General features: G+C 70.8%; 20 protein-coding genes. 14 read left to right on the plus strand and 6 right to left on the minus strand.

Annotation, left to right across the window (positions count from 1 at the left end):
* Positions 1-31: 31 nt before the first annotated feature.
* From nuoE to nuoN, 10 genes are all read left to right on the plus strand, one after another.
* Entirely contained in the window at positions 32-934 is a 903-nt protein-coding gene (nuoE, locus tag ACIO3P_RS15680; protein WP_329829639.1) for an NADH-quinone oxidoreductase subunit NuoE, read from the plus strand.
* Complete coding sequence (gene nuoF / locus ACIO3P_RS15685) at positions 934-2,301, plus strand: NADH-quinone oxidoreductase subunit NuoF (protein WP_401854785.1); 1,368 nt, start codon at positions 934-936, stop codon at positions 2,299-2,301. Before nuoE ends, nuoF begins: the two co-directional genes overlap by 1 nt.
* The gene (locus ACIO3P_RS15690) at positions 2,298-4,823 is read left to right on the plus strand and encodes an NADH-quinone oxidoreductase subunit G (RefSeq protein ID WP_329828478.1); all 2,526 of its coding nucleotides are present in this window, start codon (positions 2,298-2,300) and stop codon (positions 4,821-4,823) included. Before nuoF ends, ACIO3P_RS15690 begins: the two co-directional genes overlap by 4 nt.
* Positions 4,820-6,220 carry an NADH-quinone oxidoreductase subunit NuoH gene (nuoH, locus tag ACIO3P_RS15695; protein WP_329828480.1) on the plus strand — a complete coding sequence of 467 codons (1,401 nt, stop codon included), beginning with the start codon at positions 4,820-4,822 and terminating at the stop codon, positions 6,218-6,220. Before ACIO3P_RS15690 ends, nuoH begins: the two co-directional genes overlap by 4 nt.
* Positions 6,221-6,296: 76 nt before the next feature.
* The gene (nuoI, locus tag ACIO3P_RS15700) at positions 6,297-6,878 is read left to right on the plus strand and encodes an NADH-quinone oxidoreductase subunit NuoI (protein ID WP_329829640.1); all 582 of its coding nucleotides are present in this window, start codon (positions 6,297-6,299) and stop codon (positions 6,876-6,878) included.
* Positions 6,875-7,810 (plus strand): NADH-quinone oxidoreductase subunit J, encoded by a 936-nt coding sequence (locus ACIO3P_RS15705; RefSeq protein ID WP_329828481.1) that lies wholly within the window; start codon positions 6,875-6,877, stop codon positions 7,808-7,810. The genes nuoI and ACIO3P_RS15705 overlap by 4 nt, the downstream gene beginning before the upstream one ends.
* Positions 7,807-8,106 carry an NADH-quinone oxidoreductase subunit NuoK gene (gene nuoK, locus ACIO3P_RS15710; RefSeq protein ID WP_129773108.1) on the plus strand — a complete coding sequence of 100 codons (300 nt, stop codon included), beginning with the start codon at positions 7,807-7,809 and terminating at the stop codon, positions 8,104-8,106. Before ACIO3P_RS15705 ends, nuoK begins: the two co-directional genes overlap by 4 nt.
* A gap of 14 nt (positions 8,107-8,120) precedes the next feature.
* Positions 8,121-10,016, plus strand: coding sequence for an NADH-quinone oxidoreductase subunit L (gene nuoL / locus ACIO3P_RS15715; protein ID WP_401854781.1), 1,896 nt, complete (start codon positions 8,121-8,123; stop codon positions 10,014-10,016).
* 6 nt (positions 10,017-10,022) lie between these two features.
* Positions 10,023-11,600 carry an NADH-quinone oxidoreductase subunit M gene (locus ACIO3P_RS15720; RefSeq protein WP_401854778.1) on the plus strand — a complete coding sequence of 526 codons (1,578 nt, stop codon included), beginning with the start codon at positions 10,023-10,025 and terminating at the stop codon, positions 11,598-11,600.
* The gene (gene nuoN, locus ACIO3P_RS15725; RefSeq protein WP_329828485.1) at positions 11,597-13,249 is read left to right on the plus strand and encodes an NADH-quinone oxidoreductase subunit NuoN; all 1,653 of its coding nucleotides are present in this window, start codon (positions 11,597-11,599) and stop codon (positions 13,247-13,249) included. Before ACIO3P_RS15720 ends, nuoN begins: the two co-directional genes overlap by 4 nt.
* A 107-nt stretch (positions 13,250-13,356) precedes the next feature.
* Here nuoN and ACIO3P_RS15730 read toward each other — a convergent pair whose 3' ends face one another.
* From ACIO3P_RS15730 to ACIO3P_RS15745, 4 genes are all read right to left on the minus strand, one after another.
* Entirely contained in the window at positions 13,357-13,992 is a 636-nt protein-coding gene (locus ACIO3P_RS15730) for a Uma2 family endonuclease (protein WP_399290135.1), read from the minus strand.
* Positions 13,993-14,104: 112 nt separating this feature from the next.
* On the minus strand, positions 14,105-15,328 hold the full coding sequence (fahA, locus tag ACIO3P_RS15735) for a fumarylacetoacetase (RefSeq protein WP_329828487.1): 1,224 nt from the start codon (positions 15,326-15,328) through the stop codon (positions 14,105-14,107).
* Positions 15,329-15,495: 167 nt separating this feature from the next.
* Positions 15,496-17,589 carry a CocE/NonD family hydrolase gene (locus tag ACIO3P_RS15740; RefSeq protein WP_401854775.1) on the minus strand — a complete coding sequence of 698 codons (2,094 nt, stop codon included), beginning with the start codon at positions 17,587-17,589 and terminating at the stop codon, positions 15,496-15,498.
* 31 nt (positions 17,590-17,620) lie between these two features.
* Positions 17,621-19,138 (minus strand): peptide MFS transporter, encoded by a 1,518-nt coding sequence (locus ACIO3P_RS15745; protein WP_401854772.1) that lies wholly within the window; start codon positions 19,136-19,138, stop codon positions 17,621-17,623.
* 155 nt (positions 19,139-19,293) lie between these two features.
* Here ACIO3P_RS15745 and ACIO3P_RS15750 point away from each other — a divergent pair, with 155 nt between their 5' ends.
* From ACIO3P_RS15750 to ACIO3P_RS15765, 4 genes are all read left to right on the plus strand, one after another.
* On the plus strand, positions 19,294-20,304 hold the full coding sequence (locus ACIO3P_RS15750; RefSeq protein ID WP_329828490.1) for a polyprenyl synthetase family protein: 1,011 nt from the start codon (positions 19,294-19,296) through the stop codon (positions 20,302-20,304).
* A 374-nt stretch (positions 20,305-20,678) separates the two neighbouring features.
* Positions 20,679-22,007 (plus strand): outer membrane lipoprotein carrier protein LolA, encoded by a 1,329-nt coding sequence (locus tag ACIO3P_RS15755; RefSeq protein WP_401854770.1) that lies wholly within the window; start codon positions 20,679-20,681, stop codon positions 22,005-22,007.
* A 160-nt stretch (positions 22,008-22,167) separates the two neighbouring features.
* Positions 22,168-23,133: an ABC transporter ATP-binding protein gene (locus tag ACIO3P_RS15760; RefSeq protein ID WP_329828492.1), complete on the plus strand. Its 966-nt coding sequence runs from the start codon at positions 22,168-22,170 to the stop codon at positions 23,131-23,133.
* The gene (locus ACIO3P_RS15765) at positions 23,120-24,067 is read left to right on the plus strand and encodes an ABC transporter permease (RefSeq protein ID WP_401854768.1); all 948 of its coding nucleotides are present in this window, start codon (positions 23,120-23,122) and stop codon (positions 24,065-24,067) included. The genes ACIO3P_RS15760 and ACIO3P_RS15765 overlap by 14 nt, the downstream gene beginning before the upstream one ends.
* Before the next feature lie 94 nt (positions 24,068-24,161).
* Here ACIO3P_RS15765 and ACIO3P_RS15770 read toward each other — a convergent pair whose 3' ends face one another.
* Positions 24,162-25,220 (minus strand): M28 family metallopeptidase, encoded by a 1,059-nt coding sequence (locus ACIO3P_RS15770; protein ID WP_401854766.1) that lies wholly within the window; start codon positions 25,218-25,220, stop codon positions 24,162-24,164.
* 223 nt (positions 25,221-25,443) lie between these two features.
* On the minus strand, positions 25,444-26,064 hold the full coding sequence (locus ACIO3P_RS15775; protein ID WP_401854763.1) for a TetR/AcrR family transcriptional regulator C-terminal ligand-binding domain-containing protein: 621 nt from the start codon (positions 26,062-26,064) through the stop codon (positions 25,444-25,446).
* Between the last annotated feature and the right edge of the window lie 54 nt (positions 26,065-26,118).

A 26,118-nucleotide genomic window follows, 5' to 3' on the forward strand; every position in this document is an offset into this window, starting at 1 on the left:
CACACCGCCCAAAGCCGAGGTCAGCCTCGGGATGCCGCAGCTTCCCGCCCCCGCCTACCCGGACGAGGTACGCGCCCGGCTCGAAGGGGACGCCAAGGAGATCATCGGCCGCTACCCGGACTCCCGCTCCGCGCTGCTGCCGCTGCTCCACCTCACGCAGTCGGAGGAGGGGTTCGTCTCCCGTACGGGGATGGCCTTCTGCGCCGAACAGCTCGGCCTGACCACCGCCGAGGTCACCGCCGTCGCCACCTTCTACTCCATGTACCGGCGCGGGCCCGGCGGCGAGTACCAGGTCGGCGTCTGCACCAACACGCTCTGCGCGGTGATGGGCGGCGACGCCATCTTCGAGGAGCTGAAGGCGCACCTCGGCGTCGACAACCACGGGACGACCCCCGACGGCAAGATCACCCTCGAACACATCGAGTGCAACGCGGCCTGCGACTTCGCGCCCGTGGTGATGGTCAACTGGGAGTTCTTCGACAACCAGACGCCGGACACCGCCCTGCGGCTCGTCGACGACCTGCGCGACGGACACACCGTGGCGCCCACCCGGGGCGCGCCGCTGTGCACGTACAAGGAGACGTCGCGCATCCTGGCCGGCTTCCCCGACGAGCGCCCCGGCGCCGTCGAGGCCACCGGCGGCGCCGGCCCCGCCTCGCTGGTCGGGCTGCGGCTCGCGAGGGGTGAGGCGCCGCAGCGGGTGGTACGCCCCCGGGACGGCGCGGACCCCCAGGACCGGCAGCCGCAGGACCGGCAGCCCCAGGACAGGGGCCCCCAGGACGCGCCACCACGCGACGCCGCCCCCCAGGACCGGCAGCCGCAGGACGCGCCCCAGCCGGGCGCCGAGCACCTCAGCTCGCACGACGCGCCGCAGCAGACCTCGGCCTCCGACCCGGACCACCCGGCCGGACCCGCAGCCGAGGAGGGGGAGTGATGACCATGGCCACCGAGCTCAACGAGAACGGGAACGGGACGAGCCCGGAGAAGCTCCTCGCGCCCGTCCTGTCCGCCTTCTGGGACCAGCCCGACTCCTGGACGCTGGCCACCTACGAGCGGCACGAAGGGTACGAGGGGCTGCGCAAGGCGCTGGCCATGACGCCCGACGACCTCATCGCGTACGTCAAGGACTCGGGTCTGCGCGGGCGCGGCGGGGCCGGCTTCCCCACCGGGATGAAGTGGCAGTTCATCCCGCAGGGCGACGGCAAGCCGCACTATCTGGTCGTCAACGCGGACGAGTCGGAGCCCGGCACCTGCAAGGACATCCCCCTTCTCTTCGCCAACCCGCACTCCCTCATCGAGGGCATCGTGATCGCCTGTTACGCGATCCGCTCGCAGCGGGCCTTCATCTATCTGCGCGGCGAGGTCGTCCCCGTACTGCGCCGGCTCCACGAGGCGGTGCGCGAGGCGTACGCGGCGGGGTACCTCGGCACGAACATCCTGGGCAGCGGGCTCGATCTCGATGTCGTCGTGCACGCGGGCGCGGGCGCGTACATCTGCGGTGAGGAGACCGCGCTGCTCGACTCCCTGGAGGGGCGTCGCGGACAGCCCCGGCTGCGTCCTCCCTTCCCGGCGGTGGCGGGCCTGTACGCCTGCCCCACTGTGGTGAACAACGTCGAGTCCATCGCCTCGGTTCCCGCGATCCTCAACCGGGGCAAGGACTGGTTCAAGTCCATGGGCAGCGACAAGTCCCCGGGCTTCACGCTCTACTCGCTCAGCGGGCATGTCACCAACCCCGGCCAGTACGAGGCCCCCCTCGGCATCACGCTGCGCCAGCTCCTCGACATGAGCGGCGGCATCCGGGCCGGGCACCGCCTCAAGTTCTGGACGCCGGGCGGCTCCTCGACCCCGATGTTCACCGACGAGCACCTCGACGTCCCGCTCGACTACGAGGGCGTCGGCGCCGCCGGTTCCATGCTCGGCACGAAGGCGCTCCAGTGCTTCGACGAGACGACCTGTGTCGTACGGGCCGTCACCCGCTGGACCGAGTTCTACGCGCATGAATCCTGCGGCAAGTGCACGCCGTGCCGCGAAGGGACGTACTGGCTGGTCCAGTTGCTCCGCGACATCGAGGAGGGCAAGGGCGAGCTGTCCGACCTCGACAAGCTCAACGACATCGCCGACAACATCAACGGCAAGTCCTTCTGCGCGCTCGGCGACGGCGCCGCCTCCCCGATCTTCTCCTCGCTCAAGTACTTCCGCGCGGAGTACGAGCAGCACATCACCGGCAAGGGCTGCCCCTTCGACCCCGCGAAGTCCACCGTGTGGGCAGACCAGAACCCGCACCTGGAGGTGAACGCATGACGGTGACGACGAATGCTCCCTCCGGGGGCGGTGAAGCCGCGGTTCCGCCCGAGGATCTCGTCTCGCTGACGATCGACGGCATCGAGATCTCCGTCCCCAAGGGGACGCTCGTGATCCGCGCCGCCGAGCAGCTCGGCATCGAGATCCCGCGCTTCTGCGACCATCCGCTCCTCGACCCGGCCGGCGCCTGCCGCCAGTGCATCGTCGAGGTCGAGGGCCAGCGCAAGCCGATGGCGTCCTGCACGATCACCTGCACCGACGGCATGGTCGTCAAGTCGCAGTTGACGTCGCCGGTCGCCGAGAAGGCGCAGCGCGGGGTGATGGAGCTGCTGCTCATCAACCACCCGCTGGACTGCCCGGTCTGCGACAAGGGCGGCGAGTGCCCGCTCCAGAACCAGGCCATGCAGGTCGGTGACCCCGACACCCGCTTCGAGGGCAAGAAGCGTACGTTCGAGAAGCCCGTACCGATCTCCACGCAGGTGCTGCTCGACCGGGAGCGGTGCGTGCTCTGCGCCCGCTGCACCCGGTTCTCGAACCAGATCGCCGGCGACCCGATGATCGAGCTGATCGAGCGCGGCGCCCTCCAGCAGGTCGGCACCGGCGAGGGCGACCCCTTCGAGTCGTACTTCTCCGGCAACACCATCCAGATCTGCCCGGTCGGCGCGCTCACCTCGGCCGCGTACCGCTTCCGCTCCCGCCCCTTCGACCTGGTCTCCTCGCCGGGCGTCTGCGAGCACTGCGCGGGCGGCTGCGCGACCCGTACGGACCACCGGCGCGGCAAGGTCATGCGGCGGATGGCGGCCAACGCGCCCGAGGTCAACGAGGAGTGGCTCTGCGACAAGGGCCGCTTCGGCTTCCGGTACGCGCAGAAGCCCGACCGGCTCACCACCCCGCTGGTGCGGAACGCGGACGGCGTCCTCGAACCGGCGAGCTGGCCGGAGGCGCTGGAGGCCGCGGCGCGCGGCCTGGGCGCGGCCCGGGGCAGGACCGGCGTCCTGACGGGCGGCCGGCTCACCGTCGAGGACGCGTACGCGTACGCCAAGTTCGCGCGGGTCGCCCTCGACACCAACGACATCGACTTCCGCGCGCGTGTGCACAGCGGCGAGGAGGCCGACTTCCTCGCGGCGTACGTCGCGGGCCGGGGCCATGACCTCGACGGCACGGGGATCACGTACACCACGCTGGAGGCCGCCCCGGCGGTGCTGCTCGCGGGCTTCGAGTCCGAGGAGGAGGCGCCCGGCGTCTTCCTGCGGCTGCGCAAGGCGCACCGCAAGCACGGCCAGCGGACGTTCTCCCTGGCCACGCACGTCACCCGGGGCCTGTCGAAGGCGGGTGGCACGCTGCTGCCCGCCGCGCCAGGCACCGAGACCGAGTGGCTGGACGCGCTGGCCTCGGAGACCGGGCTCGACGCGGACGGTACGGCCGCGGCGCGGGCGCTGCGCGAGCCCGGCGCCGTGATCGTCGTCGGGGAGCGGCTCGCGGCCGTCCCCGGCGGGCTCACCGCGGCGGCGCGCGCCGCCACCGCGACCGGCGCCCGGCTGGTGTGGATCCCGCGGCGGGCCGGTGAGCGCGGCGCGCTGGAGGCGGGCGCGCTGCCCTCGCTGCTGCCGGGTGGCCGGCCGGCCACGGATCCGCGGGCCCGCGAGGAGACCGCGGCGGTGTGGGGCGTACGCGAACTGCCGCACCGGTACGGCCGCGACACCGGCCAGATCGTACGGGCCGCCGCCAACGGCGAGCTGGGCGCGCTGCTGGTCGCGGGCGTCGAGATCGCGGACCTGCCCGACCCGGCGGGCGCGCGGACCGCGCTGGACGAGGTCGGCTTCCTGGTCTCGCTGGAGCTGCGGCCCAGCGAGGTCACCGAGCGGGCCGATGTGGTCTTCCCGGTCGCGGCGGTCGCGGAGAAGCCCGGCTCCTTCCTCAACTGGGAGGGCAGGACACGGCTGTTCGAGGCGGCGCTGAAGCCGGAGCAGATGACGCGGCGGCTCGCGCCGAGCGACGCGCGCGTGCTGCACATGCTCGCCGACACCCTGGACGTGCACTTCGCGCTGCCGGACCTGCGTGCCGTACGCGCCGAACTCGACCGGCTCGGCGGCTGGGAGGGCCCCCGCGCCACCGAACCGACGGAATCGGCCGTTCCGGTGCCCAGGGCCGGCGGCGGCGAGGCGGTTCTCGCAGGCCACCGGATGCTGCTGGACCAGGGCCTTCTCCAGCAGGGCGACGAGGCGTTGGCGGGCACGCGCCATGCGGCGGTGGCCCGGCTCTCCGTCGCGACGGCCGCCGAGACGGGCGTCAAGGACGGCGACGACCTGACCGTCACCGGACCCGCGGGCAGGGTCACCCTTCCGCTGGCGGTGACGGCGATGCCCGACCGGGTGGTCTGGCTGCCGCTGAACTCCACGGGAGGCGGCGTCCTCGCGGACACCGGCTCGCTGCCGGGGACGCTCGTACGTATCGGCCCCGCGGAACCGGCCGGCCCCTCGCAGGACGGCCCCGCCGACGCAGCACCGGAGGTGCGCGCATGACCGCCTTCGCTTCAATCGCGGCGGCCCCGGGGAGCGTCCTCGCCGCCGAGGACCTGTCGATGTTCGGCCGCGACCCCTGGTGGCTCGTGCTCGTCAAGGCCGTGTTCTGCTTCGCGTTCCTGATGCTGACCGTGCTCTTCTCCATCGTGTGGGAGCGCAAGGTCGTCGCCTGGATGCAGTTGCGCATCGGCCCCAACCGGCACGGCCCCTGGGGCATGCTCCAGTCGCTCGCCGACGGCGCGAAGCTGATGTTCAAGGAAGACATCATCGTCAAGCGCGCCGACAAGGCCGTCTACATCCTCGCGCCGATCATCGCGGCGATCCCCGCGTTCATGGCGATCGCGGTGATCCCCTTCGGGCCCGCGGGCAACGAGGTCTCGATCTTCGGCCAGCGCACCACGATGCAACTCACCGACCTGCCCATCGCGATGCTCTACATCCTCGCGGTCGCCTCGGTCGGCATCTACGGCATCGTCCTCGCGGGCTGGTCCTCGGGGTCGACGTATCCGCTGCTCGGCGGGTTGCGCTCGTGCGCGCAGATGATCTCGTACGAGATCGCCATGGGCGCCGCGTTCGCCTCGGTGTTCCTCTACTCCGGGTCGATGTCGACCTCGGCGATCGTCGAGGCGCAGGCGGACCGCTGGTACGTGCTGCTGCTGCCGGTCTCCTTCATCATCTACATCATCACGATGGTGGCGGAGACGAACCGCAACCCGTTCGACATGCCGGAGTCCGAGGGCGACCTGGTCGGCGGCTTCAACACCGAGTACTCGTCGATCAAGTTCGCGATGTTCATGCTCGCCGAGTACGTCAACATGGTGACCGTCTCGGCCGTCGCGACGACGCTCTTCCTCGGCGGCTGGCGCGCCCCGTGGCCGATCTCCACCTTCTGGGAGGGCGCGAACCACGGCTGGTGGCCGATGCTCTGGTTCGTCGTCAAGGTCCAACTGCTGCTCTTCTTCTTCATCTGGCTGCGCGGCACGCTGCCCCGCGTGCGCTACGACCAGCTCATGAAGCTCGGGTGGAAGGTCCTGATCCCGGTCTCGCTGCTCTGGCTGATGCTCGTCGCGACCGTACGGGCGCTGCGCAACGAGAACTACTCCTTCCAGACGATCCTGCTGTACGTGGCCTCGGCGATCATCGCGCTCCTGCTGCTCTCCTTCATCGCGGACATCTTCCGCGACAGGAAGGAGCGTTCCGAGGCGGAGCACGAACCGGAGCCACCGGCCTTCGACCCGATGGCGGGCGGTTTCCCCGTACCGCCGCTGCCCGGACAGACGCTGCCGCCGGTGCCGCGCAGGCAGCCGCGACGCGAGCGGGAGCTGATTGTCAGTGGCGGGGTCAATACTGTGAGTGACGGTACCGAGAGTGACGGAAAGGAGGCCGGCAGTGTCTGACTCTTCGCAGGAGAACCTCCCGCAGCGGAGCGATCCGCAGGGGAACGCCCCCCAGGAGGACGTTCCGGGCGGCGACATCCCGCGTCCGCCGCGGAATCCGGTGGCCGGCTTCGGGCTGACCTTCAAGGCCATGTTCAAGAAGCGGCTGACGGAGCAGTATCCGGAGACGCCGAAGGTCACGGCGCCGCGCTTCCACGGCCGGCATCAGCTCAACCGCCATCCGGACGGCCTGGAGAAGTGCATCGGCTGCGAGCTGTGCGCGTGGGCCTGCCCGGCGGACGCGATCTATGTGGAGGGCGCGGACAACGCGGAGGAGGAGCGCTACTCCCCGGGGGAGCGCTACGGCCGCGTCTACCAGATCAATTACGCGCGCTGCATCTTCTGCGGCCTGTGCATCGAGGCGTGCCCGACCCGGGCGCTCACGATGACCAACGAGTTCGAGCTCGCCGACAGCTCCCGCGAGAGCCTCATCTATACGAAGGAGCAGCTTCTCGCCGGCCTGGAGGAGGGCATGGTCGAGTCGCCGCACTCGATCTTCCCCGGCACGGACGAGCAGGACTACTACCGGGGACTGGTCACGGAGGCCGCGCCCGGCACGGTCCGTCAGGTGGCCGTCAGCAAGGGTGAGAAGCCGCAGGACGAGGGGGCCGAAGCATGAGCCTCCTGGCAAGTTCCCTGGCGCCGTCCGTGGCGGGCCCGCTGACGCCCTCGCTCGCCGCCGGGTCGCTCACCTCGACCGGTGAGGCCGTCCAGTTCTGGATCCTCGGCACGGTCGCCGTGGTCGGCGCGCTCTGCACGATCCTGATGAAGAAGGCCGTGCACAGCGCGCTCTGCCTCGCCGCGACCATGATCATCCTGGCGGTCTTCTACCTCGCCAACGGGGCCTACTTCCTGGGCGTCGTCCAGATCGTCGTCTACACCGGCGCGATCATGATGCTGTTCCTCTTCGTGGTCATGCTGGTCGGTGTCACCGCGGCCGACTCCCTCAAGGAGACGCTGAAGGGCCAGCGCTGGTGGGCCGCCGCCTGCGGGCTCGGCTTCGGTGTGCTGCTCGTCGCGGGGATCGGCAACGCCTCGCTGAACTCCTTCACGGGGCTCGGCCAGGCCAACGCGGGCGGCAACGTCGAGGGCCTGGCCGCCCTGATCTTCACGAAGTACGTCTTCGCCTTCGAGATCACCGGCGCGCTGCTGATCACCGCGGCGGTCGGCGCGATGGTGCTCACCCACCGGGAGCGCACCGAGCGGGCCAAAACCCAGCGGGAGTTGGCCGAGGCGCGGGTACGGAGCGGCCAGTTGCCGCCGCTGCCCGCCCCCGGTGTCTACGCCCGGCACAACGCGGTGGACATCGCGGGCCTGCTGCCGGACGGCACCACGTCCGATCTGACGGTCAGCAGGACGCTGAAGGACCGCGGCCAGATCCGCGACGTGTCGGACGAGGCCATCGCCGACCTGAAGGCGCTGGAGCAGCGGTCGTCGGAGCGGCTGGGCCGCAGGGGCCTCGACCCCGCGGATCCCGGCGGTTCGGATTCCGGCGGTACGGGATCCGGCCGTACGGGGGCCGATCGCGCGGACAAGGAGGTCAAGCGGTGAATCCGGTCAACTACCTCTACCTCGCCTCCCTGCTGTTCACCATCGGCGCCGCCGGTGTGCTGATCCGGCGGAACGCGATCGTGGTCTTCATGTGCGTCGAGCTGATGCTCAACGCCTGCAACCTGGCGTTCGTCGCCTTCTCCCGGATGCACGGCAACCTCGACGGCCAGATCATCGCGTTCTTCACGATGGTCGTCGCCGCCGCGGAGGTCGTGGTCGGGCTCGCGATCATCGTCTCGCTGTTCCGTTCCCGCCACTCGGCCTCGGTCGACGACGCCAGCCTGATGAAGCTCTGAGGGGTCGCTGAATCGTGGAGAACTTGATTGCGCTGCTCGTCGCGGCGCCTCTGCTCGGAGCGGCGGTACTGCTGTGCGGCGGTCGCCGGCTCGACCGCACGGGCCACTGGCTCGGCACACTGCTGGCCGCCGCGTCCTTCGTGATCGGCGTCGTGCTCTTCGGCGACATGCTCGGCAGGAGCGGCGAGGACCGCTCCCTGCACCAGCACCTGTTCTCCTGGATCCCCGTCGAGGGCTTCCAGGCGGACGTCGCCTTCCAGCTCGACCAGTTGTCGATGACCTTCGTCCTGCTGATCACCGGTGTGGGCACCCTGATCCACATCTACTCGATCGGGTACATGGAGCACGACGAGCGGCGGCGCCGCTTCTTCGGCTATCTGAACCTGTTCCTGGCGGCGATGCTGCTGCTGGTCCTCGCGGACAACTACCTGCTGCTGTACGTCGGCTGGGAGGGCGTGGGCCTCGCCTCGTACCTGCTCATCGGGTTCTGGCAGCACAAGCCGAGCGCGGCGACGGCGGCGAAGAAGGCGTTCCTCGTCAACCGTGTCGGTGACATGGGTCTGTCGATCGCGATCATGCTGATGTTCACGACGTTCGGGACGTTCGCCTTCGGCCCGGTCTTCGCGGCCACCGGCGACGCGACCGAGGGCAAGCTGACGGCGATCGGCCTGATGCTGCTGCTGGCCGCCTGCGGCAAGTCGGCCCAGGTGCCGCTCCAGTCCTGGCTGGGCGACGCGATGGAGGGCCCGACCCCGGTCTCGGCCCTGATCCACGCGGCGACGATGGTCACCGCCGGCGTCTACCTGATCACCCGCTCCGGCGCGATCTTCAACGCGGCCCCGGACGCCCAGTTGGCGGTCGTGGTGGTCGGCGCGGTGACGCTGCTGTTCGGTGCGATCGTCGGTTGCGCGAAGGACGACATCAAGAAGGCCCTCGCGGGCTCGACGATGTCGCAGATCGGCTACATGATCCTGGCGGCGGGCCTCGGCCCGATCGGCTATGTCTTCGCGATCATGCACCTGGTGACGCACGGCTTCTTCAAGGCCGGGCTCTTCCTCGGCGCCGGTTCGGTCATGCACGGCATGAACGACGAGGTCGACATGAGGAAGTACGGCGGCCTGCGGAAGTACATGCCCGTCACCTTCGTCACCTTCGGCCTCGGCTATCTCGCGATCATCGGCTTCCCCGGTCTCTCCGGCTTCTTCTCCAAGGACAAGATCATCGAGGCGGCCTTCGCCAAGGGCGGCACGGAGGGCTGGATCCTCGGCGCCGTCACCCTGCTGGGCGCCGCGATCACCGCGTTCTACATGACGCGCGTGATGCTGATGACCTTCTTCGGCGAGAAGCGCTGGCAGCCCGACGAGAAGGGCAACCCACCGCATCCGCACGAGTCCCCGAAGTCCATGACCATCCCCATGATCGTCCTGGCGTTCGGCTCGGTCTTCGCCGGCGGGTTCTTCTCCATCGGCGACCGCTTCCTGCACTGGCTGGAGCCCGTCACCGGACACGACCACGGACACGCGCCGATCAGCGCGGGCGCCGTCACCGGCGCCACCATGGTCGTCCTGGTCATCGGCGTCGCCGTCGCCTGGTTCCGGTACGGCCGTCAGCCCGTCCCCGCGGTCGCCCCGCGCGGCTCGTTCGCCACCCGCGCCGCCCGCCGCGATCTCTACCAGGACGACTTCAACCACGTCGTCCTGGTCCGCGGCGGCGAGCACCTCACCCGCTCCCTGGTCTACGTCGACCACACCCTGGTCGACGGGGTGGTCAACGGGACCGCGGCCTCGTTCGGCGGACTCTCAGGACGGCTCCGCAAGCTGCAGAACGGCTATGCCCGCACCTATGCGGTCTCGATGTTCGGAGGTACGGCAGTGCTCATCGCCGCGACCCTGCTGATGAGGGCGGTGTAACCGGATATGTCGTTCCCCCTTCTGACCGCGACGGCGGCGCTGCCCGCGATCGGGGCGATCGCCACGGCGGCCGTCCCGGCGGCCCGGCGCACCGGCGCCAAGTGGCTGGCGCTGTTCTTCTCGCTCGCCACCCTCGCACTGGCCGCCGTGGTGCTGGTCCGCTTCGAGCCCGGCGGCGCCCGCTACCAGCTCACCGAGTCCCACGCCTGGATCGCGGACTTCGGGGTGCGGTACGAACTGGGCGTGGACGGTATCGGGGTGGCGCTCCTCGCGCTCACCGCGCTGCTGGTCCCGTTCGTGATCCTGGCGGGCTGGCACGACGCCGACCCGCTGGAGGACGTGAACCCGAACCGCCGCTGGCGGCCGACCCAGGGCTTCTTCGCGCTGATCCTGATGGTCGAGGCGATGGTGATCCTCTCCTTCGAGGCCACCGACGTCTTCCTCTTCTACATCCTCTTCGAAGCCATGCTCATCCCGATGTACTTCCTCATCGGCGGCTTCGGCGACCGCGCTCATGCGGGCGGGGACGAGGCGGCGGCGACCCAACGCTCGTACGCGGCCGTCAAGTTCCTCCTCTACAACCTGGTCGGCGGCCTGATCATGCTGGCCGCCGTCATCGGCCTCTACGTGGTCGCGGGCAGTTTCTCGCTCTCCGAGATCGCGGACGCGCGGGCCAACGGCACCCTGTCGATCGCCACGAACACCGAACGCTGGCTGTTCCTCGGCTTCTTCTTCGCCTTCGCGGTGAAGGCCCCGCTCTGGCCGCTGCACACCTGGCTGCCCAACGCCATGGGCGAGGCCACCGCGCCCGTCGCCGTACTGATCACCGCGGTCGTCGACAAGGTCGGCACCTTCGCGATGCTCCGCTTCTGCCTCCAGCTCTTCCCCGAGGCGTCCAAGTGGGCCACCCCGGCGATCCTGGTGCTGGCGCTGATCAGCATCATCTACGGGGCGCTGCTCGCGGTCGGCCAGCGCGACATGAAGCGGCTGATCGCCTACGCGTCGATCTCGCACTTCGGCTTCATCATCATGGGCATCTTCGCGATGACCAGCCAGGGCCAGTCGGGCGCCACGCTCTACATGGTCAACCACGGGATCTCCACCGCCGCGCTGATGCTGGTGGCCGGCTTCCTGATCTCGCGGCGCGGCTCGCGGCTCATCGCGGACTACGGCGGGGTGCAGAAGGTAGCCCCGGTCCTCGCGGGCACGTTCCTGATCGGCGGGCTCGCCACGCTCTCGCTGCCGGGGCTCTCCCCGTTCGTGAGTGAATTCCTCGTCCTGGTCGGCACGTTCAGCCGGTATCCGGTGGTCGGCATCATCGCCACCTTCGGCATCGTGCTCGCCGCGCTCTACGTCCTGGTCCTCTACCAGCGCACGATGACCGGCGCGGTGAAGGACGAGGTCAGGACCATGCCGGATCTGCGGATCCGGGAGCTGGTGGTCGTCACCCCGCTGATCGCGCTGCTTCTCTTCCTGGGCGTCTACCCGAAGCCGCTGACCGAGATCGTCAACCCGGCGGTGGAGCACACGATGTCCGACGTACAGAAGACCGATCCCGAGCCCGAGGTGGAGGCCGCTCCATGAGTGCGACTGTCGTCCACAGCCTGTGGACAACGACGGCGGCCGACGGGATCGCCAAGATCCCGGCCCCGAAGATCGAGTACGCGCAGCTCTCGCCCGTGCTGATCGTGGTGGCCGCCGCGGTCCTGGGCATCCTGGCCGAGGCGTTCGTCCCCCGCAAGGCGCGCTACCACGCGCAGCTCTTCCTCTCCGTCGTCGCCCTCGCCGCGTCCTTCGCGGCGGTGGTCGGGCTCGCGGCGGGCGGATACGGCACCACGAAGAAGCACATCGCCGCGATGGGCGCCATCGCCATCGACGGCCCGACGCTCTTCCTCCAGGGCACGATCCTGCTGGCGTCCGTCGTCGCCGTGTTCACCTTCGCCGAGCGCAGGCTCGACCCGGAGACGCACGGCAACCGGGTCGACTCCTTCGTCGCGCAGGCCGCGTCCGTACCGGGCAGCGACAGCGAGAAGGCCGCGGTCAAGGCCGGGTTCACCACCACCGAGGTCTTCCCGCTGCTGCTGTTCGCGGTGGCCGGCATGCTGGTCTTCCCGGCCGCCAACGACCTGCTGACGCTCTTCATCGCGCTGGAGGTCTTCTCCCTCCCGCTCTACCTGCTGTGCGCCCTCGCCCGCCGCAAGCGGCTCATGTCGCAGGAAGCCGCCGTCAAGTACTTCCTGCTGGGCGCCTTCTCCTCGGCGTTCCTGCTCTTCGGGGTCGCGCTGCTCTACGGGTACGCGGGCTCCGTCTCGTACGCCCGGATCGCCGAGGTCGTCGACGGCACGGTCCAGAACGTCAGCCCGGCCCTCGCGGACACCATGGGCAACGACGCGCTGCTGCTCATCGGCGGTGCGATGGTCCTGATGGGGCTGCTCTTCAAGGTCGGCGCCGTCCCGTTCCACATGTGGACCCCGGACGTCTACCAGGGCGCGCCCACCCCGGTCACCGGCTTCATGGCGGCGGCGACGAAGGTCGCCGCGTTCGGCGCGCTGCTGCGCCTGCTGTACGTGGTGCTGCCGGGCCTGCGCTGGGACTGGCGGCCGGTGATGTGGGGCGTCGTCATCATCACGATGCTGGGCGGCGCGATCGTCGCCATCACCCAGACCGACATCAAGCGGCTGCTGGCGTACTCCTCGATCGCGCACGCCGGCTTCATCCTGGCCGGGGTGATCGCGGGGACGGGCGACGGGATCTCGTCCGTCCTCTTCTATCTGGCGGCCTACTCGTTCGTGACGATCGGCGCGTTCGCGGTCGTCACCCTGGTCCGTGACGCGGGCGGCGAGGCGACGCACCTGTCCAAGTGGGCGGGGCTCGGCCGGCGTTCGCCCCTGGTGGCCGCGGTCTTCGCCGTCTTCCTGCTGGCCTTCGCGGGGATCCCGCTGACCTCGGGCTTCTCGGGGAAGTTCGCGGTCTTCAAGGCGGCGGCCGAGAGCGGCGCGGGCGCGCTGGTGGTGGTCGGTGTGATCGCCTCGGCCATCGCGGCGTTCTTCTACATCCGGGTCATCGTGCTGATGTTCTTCAGCGAGCCGAAGCCGGAGGGCCCCACGGTCGCCGTGCCGTCGCCCCTCACGATGACGGCGATCGGCGTGGGCGTCCTGGTCACCCTGGTCCTGGGCGTCGCCCCGCAGTACTTCCTCGACCTGGCGAGCCAGGCGGGAGGCTTCGTACGGTAGCGGCGCGGCTGGGCGCCCACGGGGCGCGCACCGCGTCCGTACGGCGTACACACGGCCGGGCCCGGCACCTCCTCGGGGGAGGCGCCGGGCCCGGCCGTTCTCACTGCTCAGGCGCCGTCGGCGTCCGGTCGAGGCATGATCGTGGTGAGGTCGAGATCCACCGGGAACGGGACGGGGACCTTCATCCAGTCACGGAAAATGCCCGTGCTCACGTAGACACCGGTGGCCGGCTCCAGTTCGAAGACGTGGACAACGGCTTCGCCGTTACCACTGTTCTCCACCCGCCAGTAGTGCGGGATCTTGGCACGCGCGTACTTCAGTGGTTTGGTTTCCCGGTCCCGTGACCTCGACTCCCGTGAGACCACTTCAATCGCGAGGAGCGCCGACTCGGCCGGGATCCGGGTTTGTTCGTGGTCACGCATGTATTTCGAGTGACAGACGACGACATCCGGCTCGGGCCGGTTCTGCCAGTCGATGTCGATCGTGAATTCACGAAGGACAAGGATTCCGGCGGGGGCCTGCGACCTGAGCTGCCACTCGAAGAAGCTGACTGCCAGCGAATGGAAAAGGGTCTGCGGACTCACGAAAACAAGGCTCCCGTCGATCAGCTCCGTGTGCGGAGGCAGGTTCGGAAGCTCGTCCAGGTCGTCGCCGGTCCATCCGCCTGGTGGCGGGACGGGCCACCTGCGGCTCGGGGCGTCAGGGCCCGGAGCCTCAGGCTCGGTCTCGGGTTCCACGCTCATCAGTGCTCCCATAGGACGGAGTCTCGCGGCTCCATCCAGCGTAACCGGCGGATACCGGGATAACCCCCTACGAACGGGTGATCGGGTCACGTGGCGTTGACGGGGGCATGGCTCACGCGGCGGCGATGCGGCCCCTCACCTCGCCCAGGCCGACCTTCGTGCCGTCCGGGCCCGGGGCCCAGGCGGTCAGGGTGACCTCGTCGCCGTCCTCCAGGAAGGTGCGTTTGCCGCCGGGCAGTTCGATCGGCTCCGTACCGTTCCACGTCAGCTCCAGCAGGCAGCCGCGCTGCTCGCGCGCGGGCCCGCTGACCGTGCCGGACGCGAAGACGTCCCCGGTGCGCAGGGAGGCGCCGTTGACCGTGAGATGGGCGAGCTGCTGCGCGGCTGTCCAGTACATCGTGGAGAACGGGGGCTCGGAGATCACCTCTCCGTTGAGCGCCACCGAGATCCGCAGATCGAAGCCGCCGGGCTCCTCGTCCTCCGCGTCGTCCAGATAGGGGAGAACGGGGACCGTACGGGCCGGGGGCGCCACCCGGGCGGCGTCCAGGGCCTCCAGCGGGGTCACCCACGCCGAGACGGACGTGGCGAAGGACTTGCCCAGGAACGGGCCGAGCGGCACGTACTCCCACGCCTGGATGTCCCGCGCCGACCAGTCGTTGAGGAGGGACAGCCCGAAGACATGGTCGCGGAAGGACGCCAGCTCCACCGAGGAGCCCTGCGGGGACGGCGTACCGACGACGAAGGCGACCTCCGCCTCGATGTCCAGCTTCGTGGAAGGGCCGAAGACCGGCGCCGGGTCGGCGGGCGCCTTGCGCTGGCCCGCCGGGCGCGTCACCTCCGTGCCGGAGACGACGACCGTGCCGGCCCGGCCGTGGTAACCGATCGGGAGGTGCTTCCAGTTGGGGGTCAGCGCCTCGCCGTCGGGGCGGAAGATCCGGCCCACGTTCGTGGCGTGGTGCTCGCTCGCGTAGAAGTCGACGTAGTCCGCGACCTCGTACGGCAGATGCAGGGTGACCGCGCCCAGCGGGTGGAGCAGGGGCTCTATGTCGACGCGGTGCGCGGGGACCGTGACCCAGGCGGTGAGCGCCCGGCGGACATCGCGCCAGGCCGTGCGCCCGGCCGCCATCAGCGGGTTGAGGCTGGGCCTGGCCAGCAGCGCCGCGTACGGGGAGCCTAGCGCCAGCGCCGCCGCCCCCGCGTCGAGCACATGATCGCCGATGCGCACCCCCACCCGCCGTCGGTCGGGCTCGTCGGCGGTCGAGAAGACTCCGTACGGCAGGTTGTGCGGGCCGAAGGGATCGCCCTCGGCCGTTTCGAGCGGGCTCTGCTCGGGCATCGGTGCTGCCTCGCTTTCCGGATCGATACGGGACACGTTACGTCGGTGTTGCCCGACTGAGGCGGTAATAAAAGGCTCGCATCGACCGAAAGGCCGAGGTGGGCGCGGGGATTGGGCGCGAGGGCGAGGCGGGGACGGAGTGGGGGCGGGGTGCGGGGCCGGGTGGCTCAGCCCGCTGTGCGGGGGATTCGTTTCTCCCAGGTGCGGTGGTGGACGACCTCCTCGCCGACGCGGCAGATCACCTCGTCGGTGGCGATGAAGTCGTCCGCGTCGCAGCGGATCTCGGAGCGTGTCTCGACCCGGGTGTCCCAGGCCAGGTCGGGCCGGTGCAGCCGGATCGTCCAATGGGAGAGCGTGCGCGCGGAGAGCGGGTCACGCTCCTGGATCGTGTACGTCTCCCGCGCGTCCTCGGAGAATTCCAGCCCGTCCGGGTAGAAGCGCGAGCCGCCGTAGCGCGGATCGACCTCCAGCCGCCAGACGCCCGCGGCGACGTCCCGTACCACCAGCCGTTCGGGGCGCTCCTCGTCGAGCGTCGCGGGGAAGGAGACGCCCAACGGCTCGGCCTGCTCCGGCGGTTCGAAGGAGATGGCGCCCTCGTCGGCGCCCGCTTCCGTCCCTCCACGTGTGCGGACGGGGAGTTCGAGCGAGCTGCCCGCCGGGTCGAGGGTGAAGCCCGCCGACCCGGCCTGCGGCCAGATCCACGGCCAGTACGCGGAGGAGACCGCGAGCCGGATGCGGTGGCCGGGCGGGAAGGCGTGGCCGATGCCGTTCAGCTCGAAGGTGACGTCCTCGGTGGCGCCCTCGGGCCACGGGTCGATCCGGTCGCGGCCGTTGCGGGCCGAGAGGTTGAGGACGCCCCGGGTGACCAGGGTGGAGGAGCCGTCCGGCGCGATGTCGCACAGCCGGGCGATCACCTGGCCGGCCGGGGCGTCGGACCGGAGTCTCAGCCGTACGCGCGGGCGGCCGAGGATCTCGATCGGCTCGCCGCCCGCCGTGCTGCCCGCCACCTGGAAGTCGAAGCAGGCCGACTTGGCGTCCTCGTCGCGCTGGTCGGGCGGCAGATCCGCGTCGTTGCCGAACGGGAAGTAGCGGCCCGCGTCCAGACCGGTGTGTTGTGGCGAGTTGACGACAATCGGATCCCCCCGGAGGGAGTACGGCGTCGGCGTCACGTTCGGGGAGGGCCACGCGCGGTCGCCGACCCAGCGGCCCGGCAGCTCGGGGTAGACCGTCGCGGGCGGGTGCGAGTCGCTGATCCAGGAGCGCAGCAGCGGCTCGGCCATCACCCCCGTGTCCCGGTCCTTGAGATGCTGGTCCCACCAGCGCAGGGTCTCCTGGAGGAAGCCGATGGCCGGTCCCGGCGGCAGCCCCCGGTCGGGGTACTGGTGCGACCAGGGCCCGATCAGCCCCCGTACCCGCCCGGGGTCGAGGTGTTCGACAAGCCGCAGCACGGTGTCCCGGTACGGGTCGTGCCAGCCGCCCACGGCCAGCACGGCGGCCCGGATCGCCCCGTACTCCTCGCAGACGCTGCCGTGCTTCCAGTACGCGTCGCGGGTCTGGTGGTCCAGCCAGGTGTGCAGGAACGGTTCGACGGCGTCCAGGCGCCGCAGCCACATCTCGCGCCACGCGCCGCCCACGTACGCCGGGTCCGGCGGCCGGGAGACGAAGGCGAGCATCGTCGCCGCCCAGGCGTGCATGTCCACGGCGAGGACCGAACCGCCCATGTAGTGGACGTCGTTGTCGTACCGGTCGTCGGAGGAGCAGACGGTGACGATCGCCTTGAGCGGTTCGGGGGCGAGGGCGGCGAGCTGGAGCGCGTTGAAGCCGCCCCAGGAGATCCCGAACATGCCCACCTTCCCGGTGCACCAGGGCTGCGCGGCGAGCCAGTCGATCACCTCGACACCGTCGGCCAGCTCGGTCGCGTCGTATTCGTCGCCGGGCAGCCCCTCGCTGTTGCCGTGACCGCGTACATCGACGCGTACGGAGGCGTAGCCGTGCCCCGCGTACCAGGGGTGGCGCTGGTGGTCGCGGGGCGCCGTCCAGTCGCTGAGCCGGTACGGGAGGTATTCGAGCAGGGCGGGGACGGGCTCGTCGGTGACGGGGCGCCAGACGCGCGCGTAGAGGAGGGTGCCGTCGGAGAGCGGGATCCGTACGTCCTCGTGGGTGGTCCCGTAGGGGAAGTCGGTGCGGATGACAGGGGTACGGACGGTGGGTGTGCGGACGGTGGGTGTGCGGACGGAGGGTGTGCGGGCGGTGGGGGGCATGCCGGTCACCTCGATACGGGGGCGTGGGGGCTCAGTGGACGGGGTGCATCGTGCGGCGCAGCCAGGGCGCGGCGGCGATCACGGCGAGGCCCGCCAGGACCGCGACGGCCCCGTTGACGCCGAAGTACGCGGGCTGCGAGACCTGCCCGTAGAACTTCACGGTCTGGGCCTGGATGCCGTTGGCGAGCGCCAGGGAGAGGAACCAGAGGGCCATGGTCTGGCTGGCGAACGCCCGTGGCGCGAGCTTGGTGGAGGCGGAGAGGCCGGAGGTCTCCACGAGGATGTCGCCGAGGCCGAGCAGCAGGTACGAGGCGACGATCCACCACGCGGCCATCCGGTAGTCGGCGCCGTGGTGTCCGGATGTGGGCAGGACCATCAGCAGGAAGGACAGCCCGCCGAGGATCACCCCGATCGCGATCTTGTTCGAGGCGTGCGGCTGGCGCGGGCCCATCCGTACCCAGACCGCGGCGACGACCGGCGCGAGCGCGACCTCGAAGGCGCCGAGCGCGGAGGCGTACCAGCTCGCGGGGAAGTGGAAGCCGAGGATCGAGGTGTCGGCGTTGGTCGACGCCAGGAGGATCATCGTGGAGTACGCCTGGAAGAGGATGAAGTTGAAGAACACCGACGCCAGGAAGAGCACCACATAGGGGCGGAGCCGGCCGCGCTCCCGCGCTGTCACGCGCGGGCTGCGGAACATCACCACGAAGTAGACGACGGGCGCGATCACCGAGAGCACGGTGAGGACGTCGGCGAAGCGGCCGATGGTGAGCCATCCGGCCAGGGCGAGCGCCACGGCCACGACGGCCGTCACCGCCGCGCCCGCGGCCATCAGCCGTACGGCACGGCGCAGGGCGGCGGGGGCCAGTGCGAACTCGGCGGCGTGTTTGCGCCCGGCGAGATGGCGTCTGCCCGCCACGTACTGGATCAGCCCGAGGGTCATCCCGACGGCCGCGGCGGAGAACGCCCAGTGCCAGCTCGCGTGGTCGCCGAGCCACCCCGTGACGAGAGGGCCGAGGAAGGCGCCGATGTTGATGGCCATGTAGTAGAGGGCGAAGCCGGCGTCCCTGCGCTCGTCCTCCGTACGGTAGAGCTTGCCGACCATGGCGGAGACGTTCGGCTTGAGCAGCCCCGTACCCGCGCTGATCAGGCCGAGCCCCACCCAGGTCATGGCGGCGGTGGGGACCGCCATGGCGTAGTGCCCGACGGCGATCAGGACGCCGCCCCAGAGGACGGCGCGGTAAGAGCCCAGGATGCGGTCGGCGAGCCAGCCGCCGGCCACCGAGAGCAGGTAGACGAGGGTTCCGTACGCGGCCGAGACGGAGGCGGCGGTGCCGGGCGCCATGCCCAGGCCGCCGTCGTGGACGGTGGCGACGAAGTAGAGGACGAGGACGGCCTGCATGCCGAGGAACGAGAAGCGCTCCCAGACCTCCAGACCCGAGAGGGTCGCCAGTCCCCTGGGGTGGCCGAGGAAGGCGCGGTCGTCACCCGGCGGGGGTTGCCCGTCGGGTGGTTCGTCGTTCACTTCGAGGTCGGTCGTCGTTCCTGACAAAAGGGCCGCTCCTGGTCGAAAGGTCGATCCCGAACATACCGGCGAAGCCGGGAAGGCGCCCATGGTGATCGAAAGGCGACCGGATACGCTGACTTGAGTGATGGCAGCGACACATCGACAATCCGTGTGATCGTCAGCAGACAGGAGTACCTCTCGTGACCGTCGTCGGGCCGTTCGGGCTGAGCGTGCGGGACCAGGCTCTTGAGGCCGATGTCCAGACCGGGTTGGCGGCCGTCGAGGCGGGACTCCTCGATGCCACCAAGAGCGAGGTGCCCTTCATCACGGAGGCCGCGCAGCACCTCGTACGGGCGGGCGGCAAACGATTCCGGCCACTGTTGGTCATGCTCGCGTCACAATTCGGCGACCCGTACGCGCCCGGGGTCGTCCCGGCCGCCGTCGTCGTCGAGTTGACGCATCTCGCGACGCTCTACCACGACGACGTCATGGACGAGGCCGAGGTACGCCGCGGGGTGGAGAGCGCCAATGCCCGGTGGGACAACTCGGTCGCCGTCCTCACGGGTGATTTCCTCTTCGCCCGCGCGTCGCACATCCTGGCGGACCTGGGCCCCGAGGCCGTCCGTATCCAGGCGCAGGCGTTCGAACGGCTCGTGACGGGCCAGATCCTGGAGACCGCGGGCCCGCGCGGCGGCATCGACCCCGTCAGCCACTACCTCGACGTCATCGGCGGCAAGACCGGCTCGCTGATCGCGGTCGCGGGGCGCTTCGGCGCGGTGATGTCCGGCGCCGACGAGACGGTCGTCGACATCCTCACCCAGTACGGGGAGCGGCTCGGCATCGCCTTCCAGCTCGCCGACGACTTCCTCGACATCGCCAGCGACTCCCACGAGTCCGGCAAGACGCCCGGCACGGACCTGCGCGAGGGCATTCCCACGCTGCCGGTGCTGCTGCTGCGCGCCCAGGCGGAGCAGCACGGCAGACCGGAGGACCTGGCCCTGGTCGAGCTGCTGGACGGCGACCTCGCGGACGACGGGCGCCTCACCGAGGCCCTGCGGCTGCTGCGCGCCCATCCGGCGCTGGAGCAGGCGCGACGGGACACGGTGCGGTACGCGGAGGAGGCGCGCGCGGCGCTGGCGCCGCTGCCGGAGTGCTACGCGAAGTCGGCGCTGATGGAGCTGTGCGACGCGGTGGTCCACCGCGCGGGCTGAGGGTCGTACGGGTTCAGGGGCGTACGGGCCGGGGCCGGCGCGCTTCGAGGGCCGCGCGGGCTGAGGGTCGTACGGGCCGGGGGCGGGCCGTTTTCCGTGGGTTCTGGTACCTGGGTCCGCCCCGCCCGCCGTCCTCACTCGCCCGGCGCAGGCGTCCCTCGTTCGCCGGGGTGTCCCCTACGGGATGCCGGAGTCGTCTCATCCGTATGTCATCCCAGAGCAGTACGGGAAGTTGCGCCCGGGGTCTGACGCTTCCGCACCCCCGATTTGGTCAGATGGACAACACCACTCCTGACCAATTCGGGTGAGAATGGCGGCGAGGAGTGGACAAGAGCAACGGACGGAAGGCCGCCGACCACGGAGGTAGGGCACACATGGCACCGAACGACAGCGCACCGGCGACCGAGGAAGACAGGGAGCCCGGCGCCGCCCGCCGCAAGGCGGCACGTTACGCGCTCCCCGTCGCGGTGGCGGGGGTGGCCGCGGCGACCATCGGACTCGTCCCGGCGCTCGCCGCGACCGGTGACCCCGAACTGCCGAAGATCAGCGCGCAGCAGCTCATCGAGAAGATCGCCGCGTCGGACACCGAGCAGCTCTCCGGCACGGTGAAGATCAGCACGAACCTGGGGATCCCGGCGCTGGACAACCTCGGCGACCTGGCGGGCTCCTTCGCCCCGAAGGGCGAGACTCCGGGCCAGGGCGGCGAATCGGCGGACCCCGGCACGAAGCTGACGGAGCTGGCCTCCGGCACGCACACCCTGCGGGTGGCGACGGACGGCCCCGACAAGCAGCGGCTGTCGATCCTCGACGACACCTCCGAGTACAGCCTGATCCACAACGGCGACGAGGTGTGGGCGTACGACAGCGGCTCCAACGCGGCCTACCACGCGACCGCGCCGGAGGGCGCCAAGGGCGGCAAGGGGTCCGACGGCTCCGGGGACAAGGACAGGACCGCCCCGAAGGGCGCCCCCACCACCCCCAAGGACTTCGCCGAGCAGGCGCTGAAGGCCGCGGGCGACACGACCTCGGTGACCGTCGACGGGACGTCGAAGGTGGCCGGGCGGGACGCGTACCGGCTGCTGATCAAGCCCAAGCAGAGCGGTTCCACGGTCGGCTCCATCACGGTCGCGGTGGACGCGAAGACGGGTACGCCGCTCAAGTTCACGCTGGCGCCGAGCAGCGGCGGTAAGGCCGTGGTCGACGTGGGCTTCACGAAGGTCGACTTCGCCAAGCCCGCCGCCGGTACCTTCGACTTCACGCCCCCCAAGGGCGCGAAGGTGACGGAGGAGAGCGACGCCGGTAAGGCGGCGAAGGAGCACGGGGCGGACAACTCGGCCAAGGAGCTGCCCCTGGGGCCGGGCAGCCTCGGTGCGCTGGGCGCGCTCGGCGGCTCGGACGGCGACGTGAAGGTCATCGGCAAGGGCTGGAGCACGGTGTACGCCCTGTCGTCACCGGACGGTGGCGCGGGCGCGAAGGCCGACTCCACCGCCGACTCCAAGGCCGGCGCGGTGAAGCCGGAGGACGTCCCGGCCGAGGCGCAGCAGTTCATGGACGCGCTCGGCGACAAGGTCACCGGGAAGTTCGGATCGGGGACGGTCTTCCAGACCCGTATCGTCAACGCGCTGATGACCGACGACGGCAAGGTCTACGTCGGCGCGGTCACCAAGGACGCGCTGATCAAGGCGGCCGACCAGGCCAAGTGACGCAGTGACGGACCGCCCCGCCGTGTGCACCACGCGGCGGGGCGGAACGCTGACCGGGGCCGGTCCGTTCTCGGGAGGGCACCATGGACGGCACCACGGACGGGCCCACGGAGCGGGCCCATCGACGGGCCCATGGGCTGGGGGAGAAGGGGGGAGCGGGATGACAGCGGTACCGGTACCGGCGACGGTCATCGAGACGCGCGGCCTGACCAAGCGTTACCGCGGCGGCCAGCTCGCCGTCGACCATCTCGATCTGACGGTGCCCGCGGGCAGCGTCTTCGGTTTCCTCGGGCCCAACGGCTCGGGCAAGACCACCACCATCCGGATGCTGATGGGCCTGATCGAGCCCACCGCGGGATCCGCCACGCTCCTGGGCCACCGCATGCCGCGCGCCTCGCGCACCGTGCTGCCCAGGGTGGGGGCGCTGATCGAGGGGCCCGCGCTGTACGGGCATCTGAGCGGCCGGGACAATCTCGTACGGTACGACTCCGCCGACCCGACGGCCGATCCCCGCACCCGCGCCGCCCGGGTCACCGGGGCGCTGGAGCGGGTCGGGCTGACGGCGGCGGCGGGCAAGAAGGCGAAGGCGTACTCCCTCGGGATGAAGCAGCGGCTCGGGCTGGCCTCCGCGCTGCTGCGCCCGCGCGCCCTGCTGGTGCTGGACGAGCCGACGAACGGGCTCGACCCGCAGGGCATGCGGGAGATCAGGACGCTGGTGCGGGAGCTGGCCGCGGACGGCACGACGGTCTTCCTCTCCTCGCACCTCCTCGACGAGATCGAACAGGTCTGCACCCATGTCGCCGTGATGAACCAGGGGAAGCTGATCACCCAGGGGACGGTCGCCGAGCTGGCGGCCGGGACCCGGGGCGCACTCGCCGTCACGACCCCCGACCCGGGCGAGGCGGCCCGGGTGCTGAAGGAGTGCGGGGTCACGGACGTGGTGGTGGCGGGAGACCGGGTCACCGGCGAGCTTCCGGCGGGCGAGGGGGAGCCGGTGGACCCGGCCGAGCTCAACGCCGCGCTGGTCCGGGCGGGGGTGCGGGTACGGGCCTTCGGCCAGGAGCGCGCCTCGCTGGAGGACGCCTTTGTCGCGCTGACGGGGGAGGGCTTCGATGTCGCGGGCTGACGCGGGGACACAGTCCGACGAGGGGACGCGGGCCGACTCAGGGACGCGGGCCGACACGGGGACGCAGGCTGACGCGGGGACGCGGGCGCTGTCGGCACCGCGGGTGCTGTGGACGTTCGGGCTGCTCCGCTCCGAGCTGTCGGTCACCTTCCGCCGCTGGCGCACCCTCGCCCTGCTGGGCGTGCTCGCCGCCGTCCCCGTCCTCATCGGCATCGCGGTGAAGATCGAGACGGGCGGCGGAGGGGGCGGCGGCCGGGGCGGCGGGCCCGCCTTCATCGGGCAGGTCACCAACAACGGGCTGTTCCTGGTCTTCGCCGCGCTCGCCGCGACGCTGCCGGTCTTCCTCCCGATGGCCGTCGGCGTCATAGCGGGCGACGCGATCGCGGGCGAGGCCAACGGCGGGACGCTGCGCTATCTGCTGGTCGCCCCGGCGGGACGTACCCGGCTGCTGCTGGTCAAGTACGCCTCCACCCTGGCGTTCTGCCTGGTCGCGACGGTGGTCGTGGCCGCGTCCGCGCTCGCCGTCGGGGCGCTGCTCTTCCCGCTCGGTGACGTCACCACGATCTCCGGCGTCCGGATCTCCTTCGGCGAGGGGATCGCGCGGGCCGGGCTGATCGCCCTGGTCGTGGCCGCCTCGCTGATCGGGGTCGCGGCGCTCGGGCTCTTCATATCGACCCTGACCAACAGCGGCATCGCGGCGATGGCGGCGACGGTCGGCCTGCTGATCACGGTGCAGATCCTGGACGCGATCCCGCAGCTCCACGCCGTACAGCCGTATCTCTTCTCGCACTACTGGCTGTCCTTCGCGGACCTGCTGCGCGAGCCCGTCCTCTGGGACGGCATCGCCGAGAACCTGGGGCTCCAGGTGCTGTACGCGGCGGTGTTCGGCTCGGCGGCCTGGGCGCGCCTGACCACGCGGGACATCACGACCTGAGGGCGCCCCGGACCGCGAAGCCCCTCCCGTACGCCCCTCCCGTACGCGCGGCGGCGTACGGGAGGGGCAGGTGCTGGGCGCGGGGTTACGGGGGCTACGCGGCGCCCGAGAGCGTCCAGACCGCGTACGCGACGGCGTCGCTGTTGCGGTCGAGCGCGGTGTCGTTGATGTTCGACAGGCTGTCGCACGAGCGGTGGTAGCAGGTGTCGAAGGCGCGTCCCGAGGTGCCGCCCCACTTCTGCGCCTGCGCGGCCGTCTTGATGTAGTCGGCGCCGCTGAAGAGCCCGCCGACCGGGATGCCCACGTTCTTGAACGGGGCGTGGTCGGAGCGGCCGTCGCCCTCGGTCTCGATCTCCGTGGAGATGCCGATGCCCGCGTAGTAGTTCTTGAAGGTCTGCTCGATCGTCGGGTCGTCGTCGTAGACGAAGTAGCCCGGATTCGGGCTGCCGATCATGTCGAAGTTCAGATAGCCGCTGATCTTCGCGCGCTCGGCGGTCGGCAGGTTGTTCACGTAGTACCGGGAGCCGACGAGCCCCAGCTCCTCCGCGCCCCACCAGGCGAACCGGAGGTGCTTCGTCGGCTTGAGCTGGGCGCGGGAGACGGCGAGCGCGGTCTCCAGGATGGCGGCCGAGCCGGAGCCGTTGTCGTTCATGCCGGCGCCCGCGGTGACGGAGTCGAGGTGCGAGCCGGCCATGACGATCTGGTTCGCGTTGCCGCCCGGCCAGTCGGCGATCAAGTTGTAGCCGGTGGCGCCGCCGGACGTGAACTGCTGTACGGAGGTGGTGAACCCGGCCGCGTCCAGCTTGCCCTTCACGTAGTTCAGCGAGGCGAGGTAGCCGGCCCGGCCGTGGGCGCGGTTGCCGCCGTTGGCGGCGGCGATCGACGAGAGCTGGGTGAGGTGCGCCTTGACGTTGGCGAGCGGGATGTCGGGCGCGGCGAGCACGGCGGCCGAGGCGGCCGCCGGGGCCGGGGCGGTCGCCGACTGGGCCGGGGCGGCGGCGCCGAGCAGCCCGACGAGGGCGAGCCCGGTGGCCGCGGCCGTCGCGGCGGCGGTCGTTCTGCGGCCGGGTATTCGACCGGGCGCCGAGCCGGATGCCGAGGCGGGCGCCGAGCCGGATATCGGACCGGGCGTGGGGCCGGTCGTGCGGCGCATTCCAGGAACGGAGAGCTTCATGTGGGGGCTCCGGATTCCGAACGGGGACGGGACGGAACGTGCGAGACGCCCCACGACGTCAGTGGCGTGAGGCGTTGAAGCTGCTGGAGCGTGCGAAAGCTGATGGTGCGCTGCGCGTGGTGAATGGTGGGGGAGAGCTTGACTCTGCGTCAAGAGCACGAACCGGTCAGGCGTGTTCGCTGAGCGGACACCCCCTCCTGCCTCACCTCTGGATGCCGCGCAGGAGGTTACGGATCAGGGCGTCCGCGAAAGCCGTGTCGAGCACCTCGTCCGGCAGCAGAAGGCGGTGGTAGCAGGCGCCCCAGAGCTGGTCCACCACCACCTGGGGGTCCACATCGGCACGGATCTGGCCGAGGCGCTGCGCCCGGGTGAGCCGCTCGACCGCGAGGAGGCGGCGCGGATGGGTGTAGTGCGTCGTGAGGGCGGCGGCCAGGGCCGGATCGGTCTGCGCCGCGCCGACGAGCTGGGCGATCACCTGCCCGGCGGGCGGTTCGGTGAGCAGGCCGACGAAGGCGTGGAGCTGGGCGGTGAGGTCACGCTCGATGTCGCCGGTGTCCGCGAACCTGAGGGTGTCCTCGACGGACGCGAAGTACGCCTCGAAGGCCAGGGCGCCCGGCGAGGACCACCACTTGTACAGCGTCATCTTGCTCGCGCCCGCGCGGGCGGCCACCTTCTCGAAAGTGACCTCGGCCAGCCCCGCCTCGAACAGGATCGCGCCGGCCGCCTCCAGCACCGCCTGCCGCACCTGCGCGGCGGGCCGCCTGCCCCGGCCGCGCCGGACGGGCTCCTTCGACTGCTCCGTCGGCTGCTCCGTCGGCTCCATCCGTCCCACTCCTCTCCTCGGCTTGCGGTAGGTGGACGGCCAGTCTACATTTTT

The organism is Streptomyces sp. NPDC087310 (genome assembly GCF_044744405.1).
Taxonomy (GTDB): domain Bacteria; phylum Actinomycetota; class Actinomycetes; order Streptomycetales; family Streptomycetaceae; genus Streptomyces.

What these genes read in the sequence shown, in the direction of transcription:
- ACIO3P_RS15705 (WP_329828481.1), top strand. Translation starts at nt 6,875, where the DNA reads ATGAGCCTCCTGGCAAGTTCCCTGGCGCCGTCCGTGGCGGGCCCGCTG.
- ACIO3P_RS15720 (WP_401854778.1), top strand. Translation starts at nt 10,023, where the DNA reads ATGTCGTTCCCCCTTCTGACCGCGACGGCGGCGCTGCCCGCGATCGGG.
- ACIO3P_RS15730 (WP_399290135.1), bottom strand. Translation starts at nt 13,992, where the DNA reads ATGAGCGTGGAACCCGAGACCGAGCCTGAGGCTCCGGGCCCTGACGCC.
- ACIO3P_RS15760 (WP_329828492.1), top strand. Translation starts at nt 22,168, where the DNA reads ATGACAGCGGTACCGGTACCGGCGACGGTCATCGAGACGCGCGGCCTG.
- ACIO3P_RS15690 (WP_329828478.1), top strand. Translation starts at nt 2,298, where the DNA reads ATGACGGTGACGACGAATGCTCCCTCCGGGGGCGGTGAAGCCGCGGTT.
- nuoN (WP_329828485.1), top strand. Translation starts at nt 11,597, where the DNA reads ATGAGTGCGACTGTCGTCCACAGCCTGTGGACAACGACGGCGGCCGAC.
- nuoF (WP_401854785.1), top strand. Translation starts at nt 934, where the DNA reads ATGACCATGGCCACCGAGCTCAACGAGAACGGGAACGGGACGAGCCCG.
- ACIO3P_RS15740 (WP_401854775.1), bottom strand. Translation starts at nt 17,589, where the DNA reads ATGCCCCCCACCGCCCGCACACCCTCCGTCCGCACACCCACCGTCCGC.
- ACIO3P_RS15770 (WP_401854766.1), bottom strand. Translation starts at nt 25,220, where the DNA reads ATGCGCCGCACGACCGGCCCCACGCCCGGTCCGATATCCGGCTCGGCG.
- nuoH (WP_329828480.1), top strand. Translation starts at nt 4,820, where the DNA reads ATGACCGCCTTCGCTTCAATCGCGGCGGCCCCGGGGAGCGTCCTCGCC.
- nuoE (WP_329829639.1), top strand. Translation starts at nt 32, where the DNA reads ATGCCGCAGCTTCCCGCCCCCGCCTACCCGGACGAGGTACGCGCCCGG.
- ACIO3P_RS15775 (WP_401854763.1), bottom strand. Translation starts at nt 26,064, where the DNA reads ATGGAGCCGACGGAGCAGCCGACGGAGCAGTCGAAGGAGCCCGTCCGG.
- ACIO3P_RS15765 (WP_401854768.1), top strand. Translation starts at nt 23,120, where the DNA reads ATGTCGCGGGCTGACGCGGGGACACAGTCCGACGAGGGGACGCGGGCC.
- fahA (WP_329828487.1), bottom strand. Translation starts at nt 15,328, where the DNA reads ATGCCCGAGCAGAGCCCGCTCGAAACGGCCGAGGGCGATCCCTTCGGC.
- ACIO3P_RS15755 (WP_401854770.1), top strand. Translation starts at nt 20,679, where the DNA reads ATGGCACCGAACGACAGCGCACCGGCGACCGAGGAAGACAGGGAGCCC.